16 protein-coding genes are annotated in these 18,701 nt (G+C 72.4%); 4 read left to right on the top strand and 12 right to left on the bottom strand.

Going from position 1 to position 18,701, the window contains the following annotated elements; genetic code table 11:
* Positions 1-29: 29 nt before the first annotated feature.
* The 4 genes from dut to valS all read right to left on the bottom strand — a co-directional run bounded on the left by dut (position 30) and on the right by valS (position 5,374).
* Positions 30-473 (bottom strand): dUTP diphosphatase, encoded by a 444-nt coding sequence (gene dut / locus ACLQ2R_RS32415; protein WP_386248232.1) that lies wholly within the window; start codon positions 471-473, stop codon positions 30-32.
* Complete coding sequence (locus ACLQ2R_RS32410) at positions 470-1,021, bottom strand: PaaI family thioesterase (RefSeq protein ID WP_425965077.1); 552 nt, start codon at positions 1,019-1,021, stop codon at positions 470-472. Before ACLQ2R_RS32410 ends, dut begins: the two co-directional genes overlap by 4 nt.
* Positions 1,022-1,032: 11 nt before the next feature.
* A complete protein-coding gene (locus ACLQ2R_RS32405; protein WP_425965075.1) occupies positions 1,033-2,274 on the bottom strand; it encodes an AI-2E family transporter in 1,242 nt (413 codons plus the stop codon).
* A 430-nt stretch (positions 2,275-2,704) separates the two neighbouring features.
* Positions 2,705-5,374 carry a valine--tRNA ligase gene (valS, locus tag ACLQ2R_RS32400; RefSeq protein WP_425965073.1) on the bottom strand — a complete coding sequence of 890 codons (2,670 nt, stop codon included), beginning with the start codon at positions 5,372-5,374 and terminating at the stop codon, positions 2,705-2,707.
* A gap of 80 nt (positions 5,375-5,454) precedes the next feature.
* On the opposite strand from valS, the gene ACLQ2R_RS32395 reads away from it, so the two are divergent.
* The gene (locus tag ACLQ2R_RS32395; protein ID WP_425965071.1) at positions 5,455-5,751 is read left to right on the top strand and encodes a DUF4235 domain-containing protein; all 297 of its coding nucleotides are present in this window, start codon (positions 5,455-5,457) and stop codon (positions 5,749-5,751) included.
* Positions 5,752-5,971: 220 nt separating this feature from the next.
* Here the strand turns inward: ACLQ2R_RS32395 and ACLQ2R_RS32390 are convergent, their stop codons facing one another.
* The 5 genes from ACLQ2R_RS32390 to ACLQ2R_RS32370 form a co-directional block, all read right to left on the bottom strand.
* Positions 5,972-7,348, bottom strand: a complete 1,377-nt coding sequence (locus ACLQ2R_RS32390; RefSeq protein WP_425965069.1) for an alpha,alpha-trehalose-phosphate synthase (UDP-forming) — start codon at positions 7,346-7,348, stop codon at positions 5,972-5,974.
* A 56-nt stretch (positions 7,349-7,404) separates the two neighbouring features.
* Positions 7,405-8,304, bottom strand: coding sequence for a hypothetical protein (locus ACLQ2R_RS32385; RefSeq protein WP_425965067.1), 900 nt, complete (start codon positions 8,302-8,304; stop codon positions 7,405-7,407).
* An 81-nt stretch (positions 8,305-8,385) separates the two neighbouring features.
* Complete coding sequence (locus ACLQ2R_RS32380) at positions 8,386-8,685, bottom strand: DUF4193 domain-containing protein (protein ID WP_344901336.1); 300 nt, start codon at positions 8,683-8,685, stop codon at positions 8,386-8,388.
* 272 nt (positions 8,686-8,957) lie between these two features.
* Positions 8,958-10,400, bottom strand: a complete 1,443-nt coding sequence (locus ACLQ2R_RS32375; RefSeq protein ID WP_425965064.1) for a sensor histidine kinase — start codon at positions 10,398-10,400, stop codon at positions 8,958-8,960.
* The gene (locus ACLQ2R_RS32370; RefSeq protein WP_386248239.1) at positions 10,397-11,050 is read right to left on the bottom strand and encodes a response regulator transcription factor; all 654 of its coding nucleotides are present in this window, start codon (positions 11,048-11,050) and stop codon (positions 10,397-10,399) included. Before ACLQ2R_RS32370 ends, ACLQ2R_RS32375 begins: the two co-directional genes overlap by 4 nt.
* A gap of 216 nt (positions 11,051-11,266) precedes the next feature.
* Here ACLQ2R_RS32370 and ACLQ2R_RS32365 point away from each other — a divergent pair, with 216 nt between their 5' ends.
* Positions 11,267-11,431, top strand: a complete 165-nt coding sequence (locus tag ACLQ2R_RS32365) for a hypothetical protein (RefSeq protein WP_425965062.1) — start codon at positions 11,267-11,269, stop codon at positions 11,429-11,431.
* 184 nt (positions 11,432-11,615) lie between these two features.
* Here the strand turns inward: ACLQ2R_RS32365 and ACLQ2R_RS32360 are convergent, their stop codons facing one another.
* On the bottom strand, positions 11,616-12,410 hold the full coding sequence (locus ACLQ2R_RS32360) for an inositol monophosphatase family protein (protein WP_425965060.1): 795 nt from the start codon (positions 12,408-12,410) through the stop codon (positions 11,616-11,618).
* A gap of 172 nt (positions 12,411-12,582) precedes the next feature.
* Positions 12,583-14,634, bottom strand: a complete 2,052-nt coding sequence (locus tag ACLQ2R_RS32355) for a S9 family peptidase (protein WP_425965058.1) — start codon at positions 14,632-14,634, stop codon at positions 12,583-12,585.
* A gap of 77 nt (positions 14,635-14,711) precedes the next feature.
* Here ACLQ2R_RS32355 and ACLQ2R_RS32350 point away from each other — a divergent pair, with 77 nt between their 5' ends.
* Complete coding sequence (locus ACLQ2R_RS32350) at positions 14,712-15,674, top strand: ferrochelatase (protein WP_425965056.1); 963 nt, start codon at positions 14,712-14,714, stop codon at positions 15,672-15,674.
* 55 nt (positions 15,675-15,729) lie between these two features.
* Here ACLQ2R_RS32350 and ACLQ2R_RS32345 read toward each other — a convergent pair whose 3' ends face one another.
* Positions 15,730-17,007, bottom strand: a complete 1,278-nt coding sequence (locus ACLQ2R_RS32345) for a lytic murein transglycosylase (protein ID WP_425965054.1) — start codon at positions 17,005-17,007, stop codon at positions 15,730-15,732.
* Positions 17,008-17,320: 313 nt separating this feature from the next.
* Here ACLQ2R_RS32345 and ACLQ2R_RS32340 point away from each other — a divergent pair, with 313 nt between their 5' ends.
* Positions 17,321-18,649 (top strand): D-arabinono-1,4-lactone oxidase, encoded by a 1,329-nt coding sequence (locus tag ACLQ2R_RS32340; RefSeq protein WP_425965052.1) that lies wholly within the window; start codon positions 17,321-17,323, stop codon positions 18,647-18,649.
* Positions 18,650-18,701 lie beyond the last annotated feature (52 nt).

Below are 18,701 nucleotides of genomic sequence, written 5' to 3'. Positions count from 1 at the left end.
GTCAATCGTCCCCTGGGCCCCCGGCACCGTCATCGGCCGGTGGACCCGAAACCTCCGGCGCCCCGGGACGAACCGGGCAGCCGGGCCACTTCGTGGAACACCGCCCTCTCCACCTTCTGGATCACCAGCTGCGCCACGCGGTCCCCCCTGCGCAGCCGTACGGCGTCCTTGGTGTCGGTGTTGATCAGCGTCACCCTGATCTCCCCCCGGTATCCCGCGTCCACGGTGCCGGGCGCGTTGACGAGCGTCACGCCGTGCTGGACGGCCAGGCCGGAACGCGGGTGGACGAACGCGGCGTACCCGTCGGGCAGCGCGATCGCCACCCCGGTGCCGACCACGGCCCGCTCGCCGGGCAGGAGCTCGACGTCCTCGGCCGCGCGCAGGTCCGCGCCCGCGTCGCCCGGATGGGCGTACGACGGCGGCGGCAGGTCCGCGTCGAGCCGGTGGATCAGCACCTCGACGGTGTGGGTCACGGGTTCACCTCGTACTCGTGGTGCTCGTCGATGATCGTCTGGCTGCCGTGCCGCCCGAAGTGCTCCATGCCCACCTCGATGAACAGCGCCGCGGCCCGCACGGCGACCGGGCCGTCCGCGGAACCGATCCGGCCCTCAGCCTCAAGGTACGCCTTCCTGCCGGACATGCCGTTGCACCAGGCGCGCAGATACAGCTCGGTACCGACCGGAACCGGTGCGAGATAGTCGGTCTCCAGCCGCCCGGTGACGTAGGGCCTGCGGAAGAGCCAGACGGACATGCCGATGACCTCGTCCATCGCGGCGGCGAGGACGCCGCCGTGCGCCAGGCCGGGAGCGCCCTGGTGGCTCTCCCCCACGGTGAACGTGGCCTCGACGGTGATCCCGTCAGGGGTGGTGGCCGCCAGGTGCAGGCCGGTGGGGTGGCCGTCCCCGCAACCGAAACAGCGGCTGTAGTGGGGACCGAGCGGGGAGCCGGGAACGGGCCCGCCGGGAAGCGGCCCCGGACGGACGGCGTCCGGCGGGGGGGTCGTCACGGTGGAACGGGTCACGGGGCAGAACGTTACCCCTTGGGCTGCGGGGATTCGTCATTCACCGGCTTTCCCGCCCCCGAAGGGCCGGAACCACCCGGGCCACGGTCGCCACCGGGGCCGCCCGGGCCTTCCGGACCCGGCCCCGGGCCTTCCGGATCGGGGCCGCCCGCGTCGCCCGGGCCGGGGTGCGGTGAGGCCGGGGGCAGGGCGCGCGGCGGGGCGGCGCCGAGCTCGGGCAGCGCCCGGTAGATCACGGCGGCGACCGGCACCGCCACGGCCGCACCGGCGATGCCCGCCAGGATGCCGCCCACGGCCAGTGCCAGGATGATCGCCAGCGGGTGGAAGTGCAGCACCCGGCCCACGATCAGCGGCTGCAGCACGTGGTTCTCCAGCTGCTGCTCCACCACGAGGATGCCGAGGAAGATCAGGGCGTAGATCGGCCCCTTGGCGCCCAGGGTGACCAGCGTCGCCACCGCCCCGGCGAAGAAGATGCCGACGATCGGGATGAAGCTGGCGAGGAAGATCAGCACCGCCAGCGGCGCCCAGAGCGGCACGCCCATCCCGGCGAGCACGATACCCATGATCACGCCGTGCACGGCGGCCACCGCGACCGTGCCCTGCACGTACTGCGAGAGCGTCACCCACGCCGTGCGGCCCGCCCGGTCCACCCGGGGCGCCATGGTCCCGAACCCCTTGAGGAACCACGACCAGATCCGGTCGCCGTCCTTGAGCAGGAAGAACGTCACGAACAGCAGCAGCACGATGGAGGCCAGCACCTCCACCGCCACCGTGGCGCCGGTCAGGACCGTCTGGGTGATCTGGTTGCGCTGGGCGGTGACCTGCTTGCTGATCTCGTCGACCATGCTGGTCAGCTGGTTCGGCTGCAGGTGCAGGGGTCCGGTGTAGAGCCAGTTCTCGACGGACTTGGCGGTCTGGCGCACCTGGTCGACGAGGCCGGGGAACTCGTCGTTGGCGCGCACCCCGATGATCCAGCCGGTGCCACCGAGCACCGCGAGCGCGATGAGCATGGTGATCCACGTGGCGTAGATGGGCCGCAGGCCCACCGCGCGCAGCCGCCGGGTGACCGGGAACAGCAGCGCGGTCAGCAGGAGCGCCACGGCGACCGGCAGCACGACGATGCGCAGCGTCGCGATGAACTGCGCGAAGTAGAAGACGGCCCAGCCGATGATGATCAGGCACAGGCTCCACAGGGCGAGGCGGAGCAGCGTACGCGGCACCAGGGCGGTCAGGCGTTCCCGGTCGGAGATCACGGATCCCACCCTGGCACGCCGGGGTGGAAAACGCGCGGGAGTTACCGGGTGGACACGACGAGGAAGGGCCCGCGCGTCGGCCGGTGCGCGGGCCGCCACGGGTCACCCGGGTCATCACCGGCCACAGGGGGCTTCACGAGCCACAAGGGTCGTCACGGGTCACATGGGCCGGCACGGGCCGGCACGGGCACGGGCACGGCCGGAGCCGGCACCCGCCCGGTGGGCCGGTGCCGGTCCGTTCGGCGACCTCGTCCGGCCGGGCTCAGCGCTCGGCCGGCGGGCGGGCGATCACCCTGTCCTCGAGGTAGCAGCTGCAGTTACCACATCCTGGCGGCATGACCCGTCCTCCCCTCGGCTGTCCTGTCCCGACCGTACGACGGGGCGGCCCGGCGCGAAGGACGCGGAAAGGACAGAGTCGCGGGCGTCGCGGTCAGGTGAGGGCGACCTCCACCAGCAGCTCGCCCTCGCCGGGGTGGAGCACGAACTCGTCGATGACGCCCGCGCCGCACAGGTCGTCCTGCGCCTGCCGGACCAGGTCCACCCGCGCCCCGGTGACGGTCAGCCGGGAGACCTCGGCGCGCATGGACAGGCGGGCGTCGGACTTGGCCTTGCGGACCCGGCCCAGGACCGTGGCCACCGCGGGCAGCAGCTCGGGATCGCCGCCGCGCCCGTCCGGCTCGGGCCAGGCGGCCCGGTGCACCGAGCCCTCCCGCCACCAGGACCAGACCTCCTCCGTGACGAAGGGCAGGAACGGGGCGAACAGCCGGAGCATGACGTCGAGGGCCTCGCGCAGCGCCGCGTGCGCCGAACGCGCGGCCGCGCTCGCCTCACCGGACCCGCCCGCGTCCCCGCTCACCTCACCCGCGATCCCCTCGCCCACGTCCGCGTTCGTACTCCCCCCGCCCGCGTCCCCGGCGCGCTCCGGCCGCCCCGAGCGCCCTCCGGCGCCGGTCACGCCGTCGTAGGCCCTGGCCTTGACCAGCTCCAGGTAGTCGTCGCAGAACTCCCAGAAGAACCGCTCGGTCCGCTCCAGCGCGCGGGTGTAGTCGTAGCCCTCCATCGCCTCGGTGGCCTCCCGGGCCACCTCCGCGAGCCGGGCCAGCATCGACAGGTCGATCGGCTCGGTGACCTCGCCGCCGCCCTCCCCGAGGCCGAGGACGAACCGGGAGGCGTTCAGGATCTTGATGGCCAGCCGGCGGCCGATCTTGATCTGGCCGGTGTCGAAGGCGGTGTCGGTGCCCGGACGGCCGTGCGCCGCCCAGTAGCGGACCGCGTCCGAGCCGTACTGCTCCAGCAGCCCGGACGGGGTGACCACGTTGCCCACGGACTTGGACATCTTCTTGCGGTCGGGATCGATGATCCAGCCGGAGATCGCGACGTCGCTCCAGGGCAGGACGTCCCGCTCCAGATGGCTGCGCGCCACCGTGGAGAACAGCCAGGTCCGGATGATCTCGTGGGCCTGCGGGCGCAGGTCCATCGGGAAGACCCGGTCGAACAGGTCGGGGTCGCGTTCCCAGCCTCCGGCGATCTGCGGCGTGAGCGAGGAGGTGGCCCAGGTGTCCATGACGTCGGGGTCGGCGGCGAAGCCTCCCGCCTTGCCGCGCCGCTCCTCGGTGTAGCCGGGTGGCACGTCGCTCGCGGGGTCCACCGGCAGCGCGGACTCCGGCGGCGTGATCGGCCTGGAGTGGTCGGGCTCGCCCTCGTCGTCCAGCGGGTACCAGACCGGGATGGGCACGCCGAAGAAGCGCTGCCGGGAGATCAGCCAGTCGCCCGCCAGGCCCCGCACCCAGCCGTCGTAGCGGGCCCGCATGTGCGGCGGGTGCCAGGCGAGCTCCGCGCCCCGTGCCAGGAGCGCGTCGCGCAGCGCCTCGTCGCGCCCGCCGTTGCGCAGGTACCACTGGCGGGTGGTGACGATCTCCAGGGGGCGGTCGCCCTTCTCGTAGAACTTCACCGGGCGCCGCACCGGCCGGGGCTCGCCCTCCAGGTCGCCGGAGGCCCGCAGCAGCTCCACGATCCGCTCGCGGGCCCCGTGCGCGGTCCTGCCGGCCAGCTCCCCGTACGGCCCGGCCGGCACGCCCTCGGGGGCGTCCGGCAGCAGCCTGCCGTCCCAGCCGACGACCGGGCGGGTGGGCAGGTCGAGCTCGCGCCACCAGACGACGTCGGTGACGTCGCCGAAGGTGCAGATCATCGCGATGCCGGACCCCTTGTCGGGCTCGGCCAGGTGGTGGGCCAGCACCGGCACCTCGACGTCGAACAGCGGTGTCCTGACCGTGGTGCCGAACAGCGGCCGGTAGCGTTCGTCGTCGGGGTGGGCGACCAGCGCGACGCAGGCGGGCAGCAGCTCGGGACGCGTCGTCTCGATCCAGACGCGGTCGCCGAAACCCCTGGCCCGCTGCTCCTGCGACAGTGCGAAGCCCACCCGGTGGAAGGCGCCCGGCCACTCGCGGTCCTCCAGCTCGGCCTGGGCCACGGCGGTGCGGAAGGTGACGTCCCAGAGCGTGGGCGCCTGCGCCACGTACGCCTCGCCCCGGGCCAGGTTGCGCAGGAAGGCCCGCTGGGAGGCGGCGCGCGCGGCGGTGCCGATGGTGGCGTAGGTCAGCGACCAGTCCACCGACAGGCCCAGGCGGCGCCAGAGCTCCTCGAACGCCTTCTCGTCCTCGGCGGTGAGCCGCTCGCACAGCTCGATGAAGTTCCCGCGCGAGATCGGGACCTGCCGCTTGGCGTCGGGCCTGGCGGGCGGTTCGAACGAGGGGTCGTAGGCGACGGAGGGGTCGCAGCGCACGCCGAAGTGGTTCTGCACCCGGCGCTCGGTGGGCAGGCCGTTGTCGTCCCAGCCCATGGGGTAGAAGACCTCGCGCCCGCGCATCCGCCGGAAGCGGGCGATCGTGTCGGTGTGGGTGTAGGAGAAGACGTGGCCCACGTGCAGGGAACCGGAGACGGTCGGCGGCGGGGTGTCGATCGAGTAGATCTCCTCGCGCGTGCGCGACCTGTCGAACCGGTACGTCCCCTCGGCCTCCCAGCGGCCCGCCCATACCGTCTCCAGGCCGTCGAGAGTCGGCTTCTCGGGCATGGGCGCAGGGCGCGGTCGCTGTTGTGTCATGCCGCCCTATGGTATGGCTTCACGCGGGGCGGCGCTGGAGGAGACTAGGGTCTGAGGCGGAACGCGAACGGGAGGACCACATGGCCGACGACAGCGAGAAGCAGGACATGGCGTGGAAGGCCATCGGCGGCCTGCTGGGCCTGGCCACGGCCTGGGGCGCGAGGAAGATCATCGGCTTCGCCTGGGAGAAGGCCACCGGCAGGAAGGCCCCCATCGACAACGAGTCGTTGGACACCGGCCTCGGTGAGGCGATCGGCTACGCCGTGGTGATGGGGGTCGGCATGCAGGTGACGCAGATCGTGGTGGCCCGCACCGCCAGGAAGCGCTACGACGCCTGGCGGGCCGTGAAGTCCGCGGCCAAGGACGTCACCGGCTGACGACCCGCGGGGCCGGGGGCCGCGTCCTTCGCGAGAACAGGCGAGGACGCGGCCCCCGGCACGGCGGCTGTCCCGGAGCCCCGGCAGGGACCCCGCGGGCCGCTTCCGGAGGTCCGGCGGGCGTTTCGGCGGGCCGCTTCCGGAGGTCCGGCGGGCGTTTCGGCGGGCCGCGGGAGCCGGGTCTCAAGGGGCCGCGGGAGCCGCGGGAGCCGGAGAGACCTCAGGCCGCCTCGAGCGCGGCCAGGAACTCCTTGGCCCAGCGGTCCACGTCGTAGGTGGCGACCCTGCGGCGCAGCGAGCGCATCCGGCGTGACAGGTCGTGCGGCGTGGCCCGCATCGCGGCCAGCATGGCCCGCTTGAGGCCGTCGACGTCGTAGGGGTTGACCATGAACGCCTGGCGCAGCTCGTCGGCCGCCCCGGCGAACTCGCTGAGCACCAGCGCGCCGCGCAGGTCGTGGCGGCAGGAGACGTACTCCTTGGCGACGAGGTTCATGCCGTCGCGCAGCGGCGTGACCACCATCACGTCCGCGGCCAGGTAGAGCGCGGCCAGCTCGTCGCGGCCGTAGGACTGGTGCATGTACTGCACCGGCTGCTGTCCCAGCTCGCCCTGCTCGCCGTTGATCCGGCCGACCTGCAGCTCGATCGAGTCGCGCAGCCGCATGTACTCCTCGACCCGTTCCCGGCTCGGCGTGGCGATCTGCACGAACGCCGCCTCGCCCGGCTTGATCGTCCCCTCCGACAGCAGCTCGCCGAACGCCTTGAGGCGCTGGCCGATGCCCTTGGTGTAGTCGAGCCGGTCCACGCCCAGCAGCATGCACTCCGGGTCGCCCAGCTCGGCGCGGATCTCCCTGGCGCGGGCGATGATGTGCGGCTCCCTGACCAGGGAGTCGAGCTCGCCGAAGTCGACGGAGATCGGGAAGGCCGCGGCCCGCACCACCCGCTCCCCCACCTGGATCTCGTTCTTGTGGTGCTGGTAGCCGAGCAGGATGCGGCAGAGCCGGATGAAGTTGGACGCGCCGCCGGGCCGCTGGAACCCGACCAGGTCCGCCCCCAGCAGGCCCTCGACCAGCTCGCGCCGCCACGGCAGCTGGGAGAACAGCTCCACCGGCGGGAAGGGGATGTGCAGGAAGAAGCCGATGCGCAGGTCGGGACGGAGCTTGCGGAGCATGGCCGGGACGAGCTGGAGCTGGTAGTCCTGCACCCACACGACCGCGTTCTCGGCGGCCTCCTCGGCCGCGGCCTGGGCGAAGCGCTCGTTGACGGCGCGGTAGGACTCCCAGGTGACGCGCGAGTAGGCCGGGGCCGCGACCACGTCGTGGTAGAGCGGCCAGAGCGTGCCGTTGGAGAAGCCCTCGTAGTAGAGCTCGACCTCCTCCTCCGACAGCGGGACGGGCACGAGTTGCATGCCGTCGTGCTCGAAGGGCTCCAGCCGCTCCCCCGGGGCGCCGTGCCAGCCGACCCACGCCCCCTCCCTGCGCTGCAGGACGGGGGCGATCGCGGTGACGAGGCCGCCGGGGCTTCGCCGCCACATGTCCTCCCCGGCCCGGTCGACGGGAAGACGGTTGGCGACGATCACGAACGCGCTGCGGCCCAGCACAGTATTCCTCCAGGTAGTCGAGAGCTTACGTAAAGGACTACCCGTTCGGCGAACTTCTATGACTTTCCAGGTGGAAGGGCACCCCGGTGGATCCTCAGATCCGCCCGTACGGTGTCGCCGAGCTTGCCGGTGGCGGAGCGGTTGAGGAAACCTCCGGCCACGGCGCCGGTGAGGAAGGGCCCGAAGGTGGTGAGGTGGCGTCCCATGGTGCGCATCAGGCGGTTGCGGAGCGCGGTCTTGGCGGCGGTGCCGAGCGCCACGGTCATCGTCCCGGGGGCCATGGGGTCGACGCCGCGCTGCTTGGACCAGGCCATCGCGAAGGCCATGGCCCGCTGGGAGCCGGTGCCGGGGACCTGCATGCCGTACACCTCGTGCAGCTCGGCGATGAGCTTGACCTCGATCGCGGCGACGACCAGGGTCTCGGCGACGAGCTGGGCGGGGGCCGAGAGCAGCAGGGGCGGCGCGGCGAACTCGGCCGCGGCGACGGCCCCGCCGATGGCTCCGACCGTCATGGTGGCCTTGGCGGCGGTCCGTACCAGGTCGTCGGCGAGCGCCTCGGAGGTGAGGCCGTGGTGGTGCTCGGAGAGGGTGGCGAGGTCTCGGATGGGGATGCGGGGCGCCACCGCCATGAACACGTCGGTCAGCCAGCGGCCCCGGCCCGCGCCGGACGCCTTGGCCTTCTTCGCCCCTTGGGCGAGTGATCTCGTGAGACGGCCGAGCAGCCTTCGCCGCTCGGCCCCGTCCATGTCGCCCGGCTCGGCGAGCCTGCCGACGATCTCCGCCACTTCGCGTTCGGACGCGCCGATCTCCGCCGTTCCGCGTTCGGACGCGCCGGCCTCCGCCGCCTCCCGTCCGGACGCGCCGGTCCTCGCGCCGTCCCGTTCAGGCGCGCCGGCCGACTCCTGGGCCGTGAAGTCGTCCGGCGCGGCACCGGTCTGCCTGTTCTCTGACGTCATGTCTCGGAACCTCCTCAAGGCTGTCTGAGCGCCCTACCCGCGAGGGGAGGGACACACCTCGGACAGCCGTCGGAATCATCGTCAGGCCGCGCACTCCCGGCAGATCTGCTGGTTGTTCTTCTCCACGGCCAGCTGACTGCGGTGGTGCACCAGGAAACAGCGCGCGCAGGTGAACTCGTCGGCCTGGCGAGGAATCACCCGCAGCGAGAGCTCCTCGTTGGACAGGTCCGCGCCCGGCAGTTCGAGCGATTCGGCGAGATCGGTCTCGTCGATGTCGATGCTGCCCGAGGACTTGTCGGTACGGCGGGCCTGCAGTTCCTGCAGACTGTCCTCGCTGAGGTCGTCGTCTGTCTTGCGTGGACTGTCGTAGTCGGTAGCCATCGGTCTGCTCCATCCCCCTCATCTATCTGTCTGCGCTCACTCGCGCGTGTGTAACGTCCGAGAGGCACGGCTTGTGCCCGATCCGCCAGAGAGATTCCTGCTTCGGTACCCCGCCGGAATGGTCACTGAACCTCCCTACACGTGAGGGACGTACTGCCAATGGCCACGGTTAGCCAAATATGGCGTAAACCACAGCATCGACGGCATGCACCACCGTGTTCGACGGCACATCCAACCACATGTACGGCGTGAACGAGACGCCCCCCGCCGGATCAACGTGGCTGAAGTCGCACGGTGACCACCAGCCCTCCTCCGTCCCTGGGCAGGGCGGTCACGTTACCCCCATGGGCCCGCACGACCGCGCGGACGATGGAGAGCCCGAGCCCCGCCCCCTTGTCGGAGTCGACCCGCTCGGCATTGAGCCGCCGGAAAGGCTCGAAAAGGCTGTTCACCTCGTACGCGGGCACGTGCGGTCCCGTGTTGGCCACCTGAACAACCAAGGCACCCTCCATCATTCCCGTCCTCACCCACAGACGTCCTGACTCGGGAAGGTTGTGCTTTATGGCGTTCTCCACGAGATTGGCCACGCACCGTTCGAGGAGGACCGGATCGCCGACGGTCTCGGCGGAGCGGAGCTCGGGGGTCACGACGACCCCGGCCTCCTCGGCCCGCGCGGCGAGCTGGTCGACGGCCGTCTCGGCCACGTCCTTCATGTCCACCGGCTTGCGCACGCTCAGCTCGCGCTCGCTGCGGGCCAGCAGCAGCAGGCCCTCGATCAGGCGCTCGTTGCGGGCGTTGACCTCCAGCAGGGTGCGGCCCAGCGCCTTGAGGTCGCCCGAGGCCTCGGGGTCGCCCAGGGCGATCTCCAGCACCGTACGGTTGATCGTCAGCGGGGTGCGGAGCTCGTGGGAGGCGTTGGCCACGAACCTCCGCTGCGTGTCGAAGGCCACGTTGAGCCGGGTGAGCATCGCGTCGAAGGTGTCGGCGAGCTCCTTGAGCTCGTCGTCGGGGCCCTTGAGGTCGATCCGCTCGTGGGCCAGGGTGCTGCCCGACAGCTTGCGGGCGGTGGCGGTCATCTGCTGGATGGGCTTGAGCGCCCGGTCGGCGACGACGTAGCCGATGATGACGGCCAGGATGCCGATGCCCGCCAGGGCCAGCACCGAGCGGGTCAGCATGTCCTTCTGCACGCCGGTGATCGCGACGTGCTGGTACCCGTACCACTGCCGCTTGAGCTGGGCCGCCTGGGGGCTGAAATCGTTCGGGTCCAGCGGGAGGGGCGGCCACGCCGAGTAGAGCGACCAGCTCACCAGGAGGTACATCACGGTCATGAGCAGCGCCCCCGCCGCGAAGAACAGCACGGCGTAGGTGATGGTCAGCCGCCAGCGGATGCTGACGCGGTCGATGACCGACCTGGTCTGCTCCACGAGGGTGCGCCGCACCGGGGAGGCGCCCGCCGGGGGCGGGCCGTCCCAGGCGGGCGGGCCGGTCGGCGGTGGGGGGTGGGCGGCGGGCGGCCGCCCCGCCTGCCCCGGCGATCCCGCCTGCCCCGCCGCGGGTCCCGCCGGTCCTGCCGGTCCCGAGGAGAGGTGTTCGGTCTTCCAGGAGCTCCGCTCGGAGTGCGGGCTGATCATCGGGTGGGTGGGCACGGACTCCCTGCCCTCGCCCGCCGGGACGAAGGTGGGGTGCTCCTCTCCCCCGCCTGCCGGAGTGCTCACAGCTTGTACCCGACTCCGGGCACCGTCTCGATCACCTGGGGCTCGCCCAGTTTCTTCCTCAGCGTCATCATGGTGACGCGTACCACGTTCGTGAACGGGTCGATGTTCTCGTCCCACGCCTTGTCCAGCAGGTCCTCCTGGCTGACGACGGCGCCTTCGGCGCGCATCAGCTCCTCCAGGACCGCGAACTCCTTCTTGGTGAGCGCGATCTCCTGGCCGTCCCTGCTGACCAGGCGCTTGCCCGGGTCCAGGCGCACCCCGCTGCGCTCCAGCACCGGCGGGAGCGCCGGGGCCGAGCGGCGGCCCAGGGCCCGCACCCGCGCCACGAGCTCGATGAACACGAAGGGTTTGGCCAGGTAGTCGTCGGCGCCCAGGCCCAGCCCCTCGACCTTGTCGTCGACGTCGCCGGAGGCGGTCAGCATGAGGATCCGCGACGCGGTACGGGAGGCCACCAGGCGGCGGCAGACCTCGTCCCCGTGCACCTTGGGCAGGTCCCTGTCCAGGACGACGACGTCGTAGTCGATGTAGCCGGCCCGCTCCAGCGCGCCGGCGCCGTCGTAGGCCACGTCCACGGCCATCGCCTCGCGCCGGAGCCCGGTCGCGATCGCGTCGGCGAGCACCCGTTCGTCCTCAACCACAAGCACTCGCACGGCCTATGGCACCTCCCGTCACATTCCGTGGTCAGCCGCTGGAACGGCTCTCCATTGTCACCCCGGCCCCTGTAAGCACACGGTAAGGCCCTCCTGTGAACACTGCGCGTGATGTCGGGAACACGGAGGTTTAGTGCGCCGTTCACCGTGGGTACAGCCGGTTCCAGCCTTGTCGCGCTACTTTCCATCCCCTGAGCCCGTGAGAAAGAAGGTGAGATGGGCGAGTTCACCACAACAATCGAACACCGCCTCGACCAGGCCCACAGGAACCTGCAGGAGGCCCGGTCCACCGGCGACGACTACCTCGCCGACACCCTCACCGCCGAGATCGAGGATCTCCACCGTCTGGCCATGGACAACGGCGTTCCCCTCCAGCGATGACGACATGGGACGGCCCCCGGCCCGGCCGGGGGGCCGTCCCGTGTCCCGAACGGTCAGGCGTCGCGTTCCGGGCCGGGGCCGTCCCATGTCCTGAACGGTCAGGCGTCGCGTTCCGGGCCGGGGCCGTCCCATGTCCCGGGTGGGCGGGAGCCGGGTCCGGAAGCCGTCTCGCGGTCCTGACAGTTCAGGCGTCGCGTTCCGGGTCGAGCGGGAGCAGCAGGTCGTGCAATTCCTCGAACAGGCCGGGTGCCGCACAGAGCGTCAGGCCGGGGTTGGCCCGTTTTCCCGACAGCCCGCCGACCCGCGCCCCGGCCTCGGCGGCGATCAGGCCTCCGGCGGCGTAGTCCCACTGCTGGGGGCCGCGTTCGTAGTAGCCGTCCACCCGCCCGGCCGCCACCGCGCACAGGTCCGAGGCCGCCGAGCCGCCCCGGCGGATGTCGCGCACCCGGGGCAGCACGTGGCGCAGCACCTCGGCCTGCACCGCGCGCCGCCCGCTCTCGTAGCCGAACCCCGTGGCGATCAGGGCCCGCTCCAGCGGCACGCCGGTGTTGCAGTGCAGCCGCTCCCCCGCCAGCCACGCCCCCCGCCCGCCGACCGCGGTGAACACCTCGGCGCGGGGCACGATGTTGACCACCGCGGCGATCACCTCGCCGTCCACCTCCACCGCGATGCTGACCGCCCACTCGGGCACCCCGTACAGGAAGTTGACGGTCCCGTCGATCGGGTCGACGATCCAGCGGACCCTGCCGTCGCCGGTGGAGCCCCCCTCCTCGCCGAGGATCGCGTCGCCGGGCCTGACCGCCCTGATCCTGTCCCTGATCAGCTCCTCCGAGGCCCGGTCCAGGGCCGTCACCACGTCGGTGGGACTGGATTTGGTGACCAGCACCTCAGGCCGGGCAGGCCGCTTGGCCAGCAACATCTCCCCGGCCTCCCTGGCGATCTCCTCCGCCAGCCTGCCGAAGGTCACCGCGCTGTCCACGATCCGCTCACCGTTCCTCGCTCGCTCCGCCGGGCTCCCGCGGCGTCGCGCCGCGTTCCCCGTCTCCCGCCCGTCCCGCCGGATCCCGATGGGGCCCCGCGCCGTGTTCGCCGGGGCGACCGCCCGGCCGGGGTCGCGGCCCCATCGTCCCATCGGATCCGGCGGGCCCGGGTCACGTGAGCGACTCCGGCCGTTTCCACTCGCCCCCGAGGACGTGCCGCTCCAGGAAGGCAAAGACTGTTTCGTACCATACGACCGAATTGCCGGGCTTGAGGATCCAGTGGTTCTCGTCGGGGAAGTAGAGGAACTTCGACTCCACCTCCGAGCGCCGCAGATCCCACCACAGGCGCAGTGCCTCGCCGATGGGCACCCGGTAGTCCTTGTCGCCGTGCACGACCAGCATCGGGGTGGTGATCTTCTCCAGCGACAGGTGCGGGGAGAGCCTGGTGTACAGCTCGCTCCCCGGAGGGCCGAACTCCCGCTGCCAGTACATGGACGCGTCCGTGGTGCCGGCGAACTGGTCGAGGTTCCACAGCGAGGCGTGGGTGACGATCGCCCCGAACCTGTCGGTGTGCCCGGCCAGCCAGTTGGCCATGTACCCGCCGAAGGAACCGCCCATCGCGCCGATCCTGGTCGCGTCGACCTCGGGCAGCTCCAGCGCCGCGTCGGTGATCGACATCAGGTCGGCGTGGGTACGCGGGCCCCAGTCGGCCCAGCCGCGCCGGATCATCTCCGCCCCGTAGCCGGTGGACAGGCACGGGTCGGGCAGCAGCACCGCGTACCCGCGCGCGGCCATGATCCACGGGTTCCAGCGCCAGGACCAGTCGTTCCAGCTCGCCAGCGGGCCGCCGTGGATCCACAGCAGCATCGGCGCCGGGGCGTCGCCCGAGGCCCCCTCGGGCAGCACCAGCCAGGCCCTGACCTCCGCGCCGTCGTCGGCGGTCGCGGTGACCTCGGTGAGCGTGCCGGGCGTCCGCGGCCCGGGGGCGGGCGAGGCCAGGGGGACGGGCGTGCCGTCCACGGCGATCCTGACCGGGGCCGCGGGCGCGTCCACCGCGCCGCGCAGCGCGTACACGACGCCGTCGGGCGCCACGTTCAGCCAGGAGTACGCGCCGTCGTCGGGGGTGAGCCGCTGCGGCGCGGAGCCGTCGGCCGCGACCCGGAAGACCGGCCGCCGGCCGCGGTGGTCGGCGGCCACGAGCAGCGAGCGGGAGTCGGGCGCCCAGGCGAGGTCGGCCGGCCAGAGCTCCCCGCCGGCCGGGTGGCCCTCACCGGTGTCCAGGTCGACGATCCACAGGGTGACCTCGGGGATCTGGTCGAGGGCGGCGTGGCGGACCCGCACGCACGCGACCAGGCGGCCGTCGGGGGAGATCCTGACGGGCCCCTCGAAGTCGTGGCCGTCCTGCCCGGCCAGGACCCGCCGGGCACCTCCCTCGTCCGCGCCGGCCGCGGGGATCACGACCAGCTCGGAGCGGCGCTCGCCGTGCGGCAGGGACACCCCCCAGGTGGTCACGACGGCGGAACCGTCGGGCGTCACGGCGTAGGAGGACTCGTCGTCCAGGGCCCGTCCCGGCCGCGGGGTGAGGTCCCTGACCTCGGTCAGTTCCTCGGCGTCCCCCAGGACGCCCGCGAACAGCCGCGTCTCGCCGGGCCCGATGTCGTGATCCCAGTACCTCACCGGGTAGTCCTCGTGCAGGATCGCGCTGATCCCGGCCTCCTTGCGGGCCTTGCGCCGCTCGGCCTCGTCGGCCTCGTCCCCGGGGAGCACGTCGGAGCCGAAGACCACGGTCCTGCCGCCGGTGGCGAACCCGGTCACACCGCCGGGCCTGGAGGCGATCCGCCGGGCCTCCCCTCCTCCCGCAGGCAGCAGCCACAGGGCCCCGACCTCCTCGTCGGCGTCCTTGACCGTGGGGTCGGGCCGGCGCGAGCCGAAGAGCAGATCACCCGCCGGGGTGAACTCCGCCCCGGCCTCGCCCCTGACCGAACGGGTCAACCGGCGCGGCGCGCCGCCGTCATCGAGGGGCACCTCCCACAGGGAGGTCCCGTACGATCTTCCATCGGGATTGAGCGCCTGCACCACGCAGGCCAGGCGCGTTCCATCGGGGGACAGGCGCAGGGACACCACCCGCGGTACGCCGACATAATCGCGGATGTCGTTGAATGGAGTCACGGATTCGAACCTACCCGTCGATCGTTCACAGGCAAGCGTCCCCCGGGAATGCATCCGCAGGACCCGCCGGTGACGAATGACTCAGGGTGAGCATGCGAGAGAACACCCGGGCATGCGGTTTGATGAATGCCATGGGGAATTACGACGCACTTCTCGTCGTCTCGTTCGGGGGACCGGAGAAACGCGACGACGTGATGCCGTTCCTGGAGAACGTGGTGCGGGGGCGCGGCGTCCCGCGCGAGCGCCTGCTGGAGGTCGCGAAGCACTACCAGGACCTCGGCGGCGCGAGCCCGATCAACCAGCAGTGCCGCGACCTGATCGCGGCCGTGCAGCCGACCGTCGACCTGCCGATCTACTGGGGCAACCGCAACTGGCACCCGTTCCTGGAGGACACGGTCCGCCGGATGGCCGGCGACGGCGTGCGCAGGGCGGCGGCCTTCGTCACCTCGGCCTACGGCTCCTACTCGGCCTGCCGGCAGTACCGCGACGACATCGCGCGCGCCCGGGCCGCGGTGGAGGGCGCCCCGGAGATCGTCAAGCTCCGCCACTACTTCGACCACCCCGGGTTCGTCGCGGCGATGACCGACCACACCCGCCAGGCGCTGGAGCGCCTGCCGGAAGGGCTCCGCCGGGACGCCCGGCTGGTCTTCACCGCGCACAGCATCCCGATCTCGATGGCCGAGACGGCCGGGCCCGAGGGCGGGCTGTACGAGGCGCAGCTGCGCCGGGCGGCCTCGCTGATCACCGACGCCGTCGGCGGCGACCGGGAGTGGGACCTGGTCTGGCAGAGCCGCAGCGGCGCGCCGCACATCCCGTGGCTGGAGCCCGACGTCTGCGACCACCTGGAGAAGATCGACGCCCCGGCGGTGGTGCTGGTGCCGGTCGGTTTCGTCTCCGACCACATGGAGGTCGTCTACGACCTCGACGTGGAGGCCGCCGAGACGGCGGAGCGGATCGGCCTGCCGCTGGTGCGGGCGGCCACGGCGGGCGTCCACCCGCGGTTCGTCTCGATGGTCTCGGAGCTGGTCGCCGAACCGGAGCCGGTGGCGTGCCCGGCGACCTGCTGCCCGGCCCCCCGGCGCCGCCCGGCGTGACCGGAGGGCCTCTCAGGGGTACGCGCCGCGCGTCCTGACGTGACCGGGGGACCGCTCAGGGGTAGGCGGCCGCGTACCCCCGGGAGACGGCCATGACCTTGGCCACGTAGGACCAGGAGTGGTTGTAGAACCAGACGGCCTTCTCCAGCTTCCTTCCGCCCTGACCGGCCCCGTTGGCGCACAGGTAGTTGGCAGCCCCCGGCACCGCGTCGTAGGGGCTCCAGATGTCCGCGACGCCGTCGCCGTCGCCGTCCACCCCGTACGCCTTCCAGGTGGCGGGCATGAACTGCATCGGCCCCTGGGCGCCCGCCGACGACGGGCCGTTGTTGCGCCCGTGCGAGCTCTCCACCTGCCCGATCGCGGCCAGGACGGTCCAGGAGAGCCCGGGACAGACCTGGGCCGCCCTGCGGTAGAGCTCCAGGTAGCTCGCGGGCCTGCCGACCGCGACCCGCTTCGCCCTCCCGCCGGTGGCCGTGCTCGCGCCGGTGTCTCCGGTGCCACCCGTCCCGTCCTTGCCCGCGGCGGCCCCATCGGCCTTGCGGGTGGTCGCGGCACCGGCCGGGCGGCCGACGGTGACCACCTGGGCGCCGGGGCCGAGCAGCTCGTCCACCCGCGTCCTGAGGCCGGCGACGGCCTTGCGGGGGGCGTGCACGAGCAGCGCCACGCCCGGCAGCAGGCCCAGCCTGCGGCCGGTCTCCTGCGACACCACGCCGTCCACGCCGGGCAGCCCGAAGGTCGCCGAGGCCGCGACCCGCAGCCGGGGGCCGCCGTCCACCTGGTAGTGCGAGCCGAGGACCAGGCCCAGGCGACGTGCCGCCGGGCCGTCGGCGACGAGTTCCCCGGCCGCGAGGGCGCTCCAGAGCGCCGGCTGTCCGGCGATCCCCGAGGAGGTCCAGGCGCGGAAGCGGGCCGGGTCCACCGCGATGAGGTTGATCCCCACCCCGGCCACCTTGACCACTCCCCCGTCGAAGACGTCGGTCTTCCAGACGTGCCTGAGCCGGGAGATGTCCGCCCTGGTCCGCTCCGTCAGCGTCGCGGGGGAGACGACCATCAGGCGGGGCGGGGTGGGGGTGTCCCCGGAACCGGCCTCCGAGGTGGAGCCGGGATCGGCGGTGGACCCCGTCCCGGGCGCGGTGGCCGGCGCCGAGGGGGCGGAGGTGACGACCGGCTCGATCGCCGCCAGGTCCCGGACCCGCGCCTCGGCGACGGCTCCCCGGGGTGCCTGCGGGGCGATGGGGGCGATCAGCAGCAGGACGACGGCGCCGAGAGCGACAAGGGCGGTGACGATCACCATTACTGGGACGAAGAATCGCAACCCGGGAAGACGTGACACTGCTCTCACACTAGTTCCCGGGCGCGGCGGAGGGGACCGTTGCCGGGAAACCGGGGAGACCACCGCCGGGAAACCGGGGAGACCACCGCCGGGAAACCCGGGAGGCCACGACGGTGAAGGAGGAGGCCCCTCGCCCGGTCCCGTCGCCCGGTCCCGTACCCGGACCTGTTGCCCGGCAGTAATCATGAGTACTCTTCATATTCGCCGACGGAGCCGGTGAACCGGCGACGACCCGCGTGCCGCGGGCGGGTCGTCTCGCGTCCGGGAGCTCCCGCGTCCCGGGCCCGGTCAGACCCGCGGGGCAGGAGCGAGCATGGCCGAGACCTTCCGTAACTGGGCCCGCAACCAGTACGCCACCCCCGCGGAGATCCGTACCCCGGCCGACGCAGGAGAGGTCTCGCGAGCCGTCCGCGACGCCGCCGCGGCGGGCCGCCGGGTACGGATGATCGGAAGCGGGCACTCGTTCACCGGGGTGGCCCTGACCGACGGCCTGCTGCTGCGTCCCGGCGCGCTGGCCGGGATCCGCGCGAAGGGGGACGACTGGGTGACGGCGGGGGCGGGGACCACGATCCGCGCGCTCAACGCCGAGCTGCACCGGATGGGCCTGGCCCTGGCCAACATGGGCGACATCGACGCCCAGACCGTGGCCGGGGCCGTGCAGACCGGCACCCACGGCACCGGCCGGGACGTCGGCGGCCTGGCCGACCAGATCCTGGCGCTGGAGCTGGTGCTCGCCGACGGGGAGGTCGTCACGGTACGCGGCGACGGCGACGGCACGATCCACGGGGTGGCCGAGCGGGACCTGTTCGACGCCGCCAGGGTGGGCCTGGGCGCGCTCGGCGTGCTCACCGCGGTGACCTTCCGGGTGGAGCCGTCCTTCCTGCTGCGCAGCACGCGGGAGCCGATGCCCCTGACCTCGATCCTCTCCTCGCTCGACGAGCTGACCGACGGCAACGAGCACCTGGACTTCTTCTGGCTCCCGCACACCGACACCTGCCTGACCAAGCGCAACAACCGCAGCCCCGGCCCGGCCCGGCCGCCGGGCGCGCTGAGGTACTGGCTCGACAACCACTTCATGGAGAACACCCTGTTCGGCGCGGTGTGCGGGATCGGCGGGCGCTTCCCGGGTGCCGTCCCCCGGCTGAACGCCCTGTCGGCCGCGGCCCTGTCGTCCTCCACCCACACCGACGTCTCGCACCGGGTCTTCGCCAGCGTGCGGGAGGTGCGCTTCCTGGAGATGGAGTACGCCGTTCCGCGCGAGCACCTCGGCCAGGCCCTCGCCCAGGTCCGCGACCTGGTGGAACGGCGCGACTGGAAGATCACCTTCCCCGTCGAGGTGCGGGTCTCCCCGCCCTCGGACGCCTGGCTCTCCACCGCCTACGGCAGGCGGTCGGCCTACATCGCCTGCCACGTCTACCGGCCGACACCCAACCCGGCCTACTTCGAGGGCGTCGAGGAGATCATGACGGCCCTGGGGGGACGGCCGCACTGGGGCAAACTGCACACCCGCGACGCCGCCTACCTGTCCACGGTCTACCCCCGCTTCGCCGACTTCCTGGCGGTACGCGACGCCCTCGACCCGGCGGGCACGTTCGCCAACGACCACCTCGACACGGTCCTGGGCCGGGTCCCGGCGGCATAGGACGGGACCGCTCCCCCTCCGGCGCACCGCCCCCGGGCCCACTCCCCCTCCG

Origin of the sequence: Streptosporangium sp. DT93, assembly GCF_049844535.1 — a bacterium.
Lineage (GTDB): Bacteria > Actinomycetota > Actinomycetes > Streptosporangiales > Streptosporangiaceae > Streptosporangium.
The sequence above is the reverse complement of the archived record's forward strand: the minus strand, read 5'-3'. Positions and strand labels throughout refer to the sequence as shown.

Coding starts and splice junctions, on each gene's coding strand:
- valS (WP_425965073.1), bottom strand. CDS start 5,374: ATGACACAACAGCGACCGCGCCCTGCGCCCATGCCCGAGAAGCCGACT.
- ACLQ2R_RS32395 (WP_425965071.1), top strand. CDS start 5,455: ATGGCCGACGACAGCGAGAAGCAGGACATGGCGTGGAAGGCCATCGGC.
- ACLQ2R_RS32385 (WP_425965067.1), bottom strand. CDS start 8,304: ATGACGTCAGAGAACAGGCAGACCGGTGCCGCGCCGGACGACTTCACG.
- ACLQ2R_RS32380 (WP_344901336.1), bottom strand. CDS start 8,685: ATGGCTACCGACTACGACAGTCCACGCAAGACAGACGACGACCTCAGC.
- ACLQ2R_RS32365 (WP_425965062.1), top strand. CDS start 11,267: ATGGGCGAGTTCACCACAACAATCGAACACCGCCTCGACCAGGCCCAC.
- ACLQ2R_RS32355 (WP_425965058.1), bottom strand. CDS start 14,634: ATGCATTCCCGGGGGACGCTTGCCTGTGAACGATCGACGGGTAGGTTC.
- ACLQ2R_RS32350 (WP_425965056.1), top strand. CDS start 14,712: ATGGGGAATTACGACGCACTTCTCGTCGTCTCGTTCGGGGGACCGGAG.
- ACLQ2R_RS32340 (WP_425965052.1), top strand. CDS start 17,321: ATGGCCGAGACCTTCCGTAACTGGGCCCGCAACCAGTACGCCACCCCC.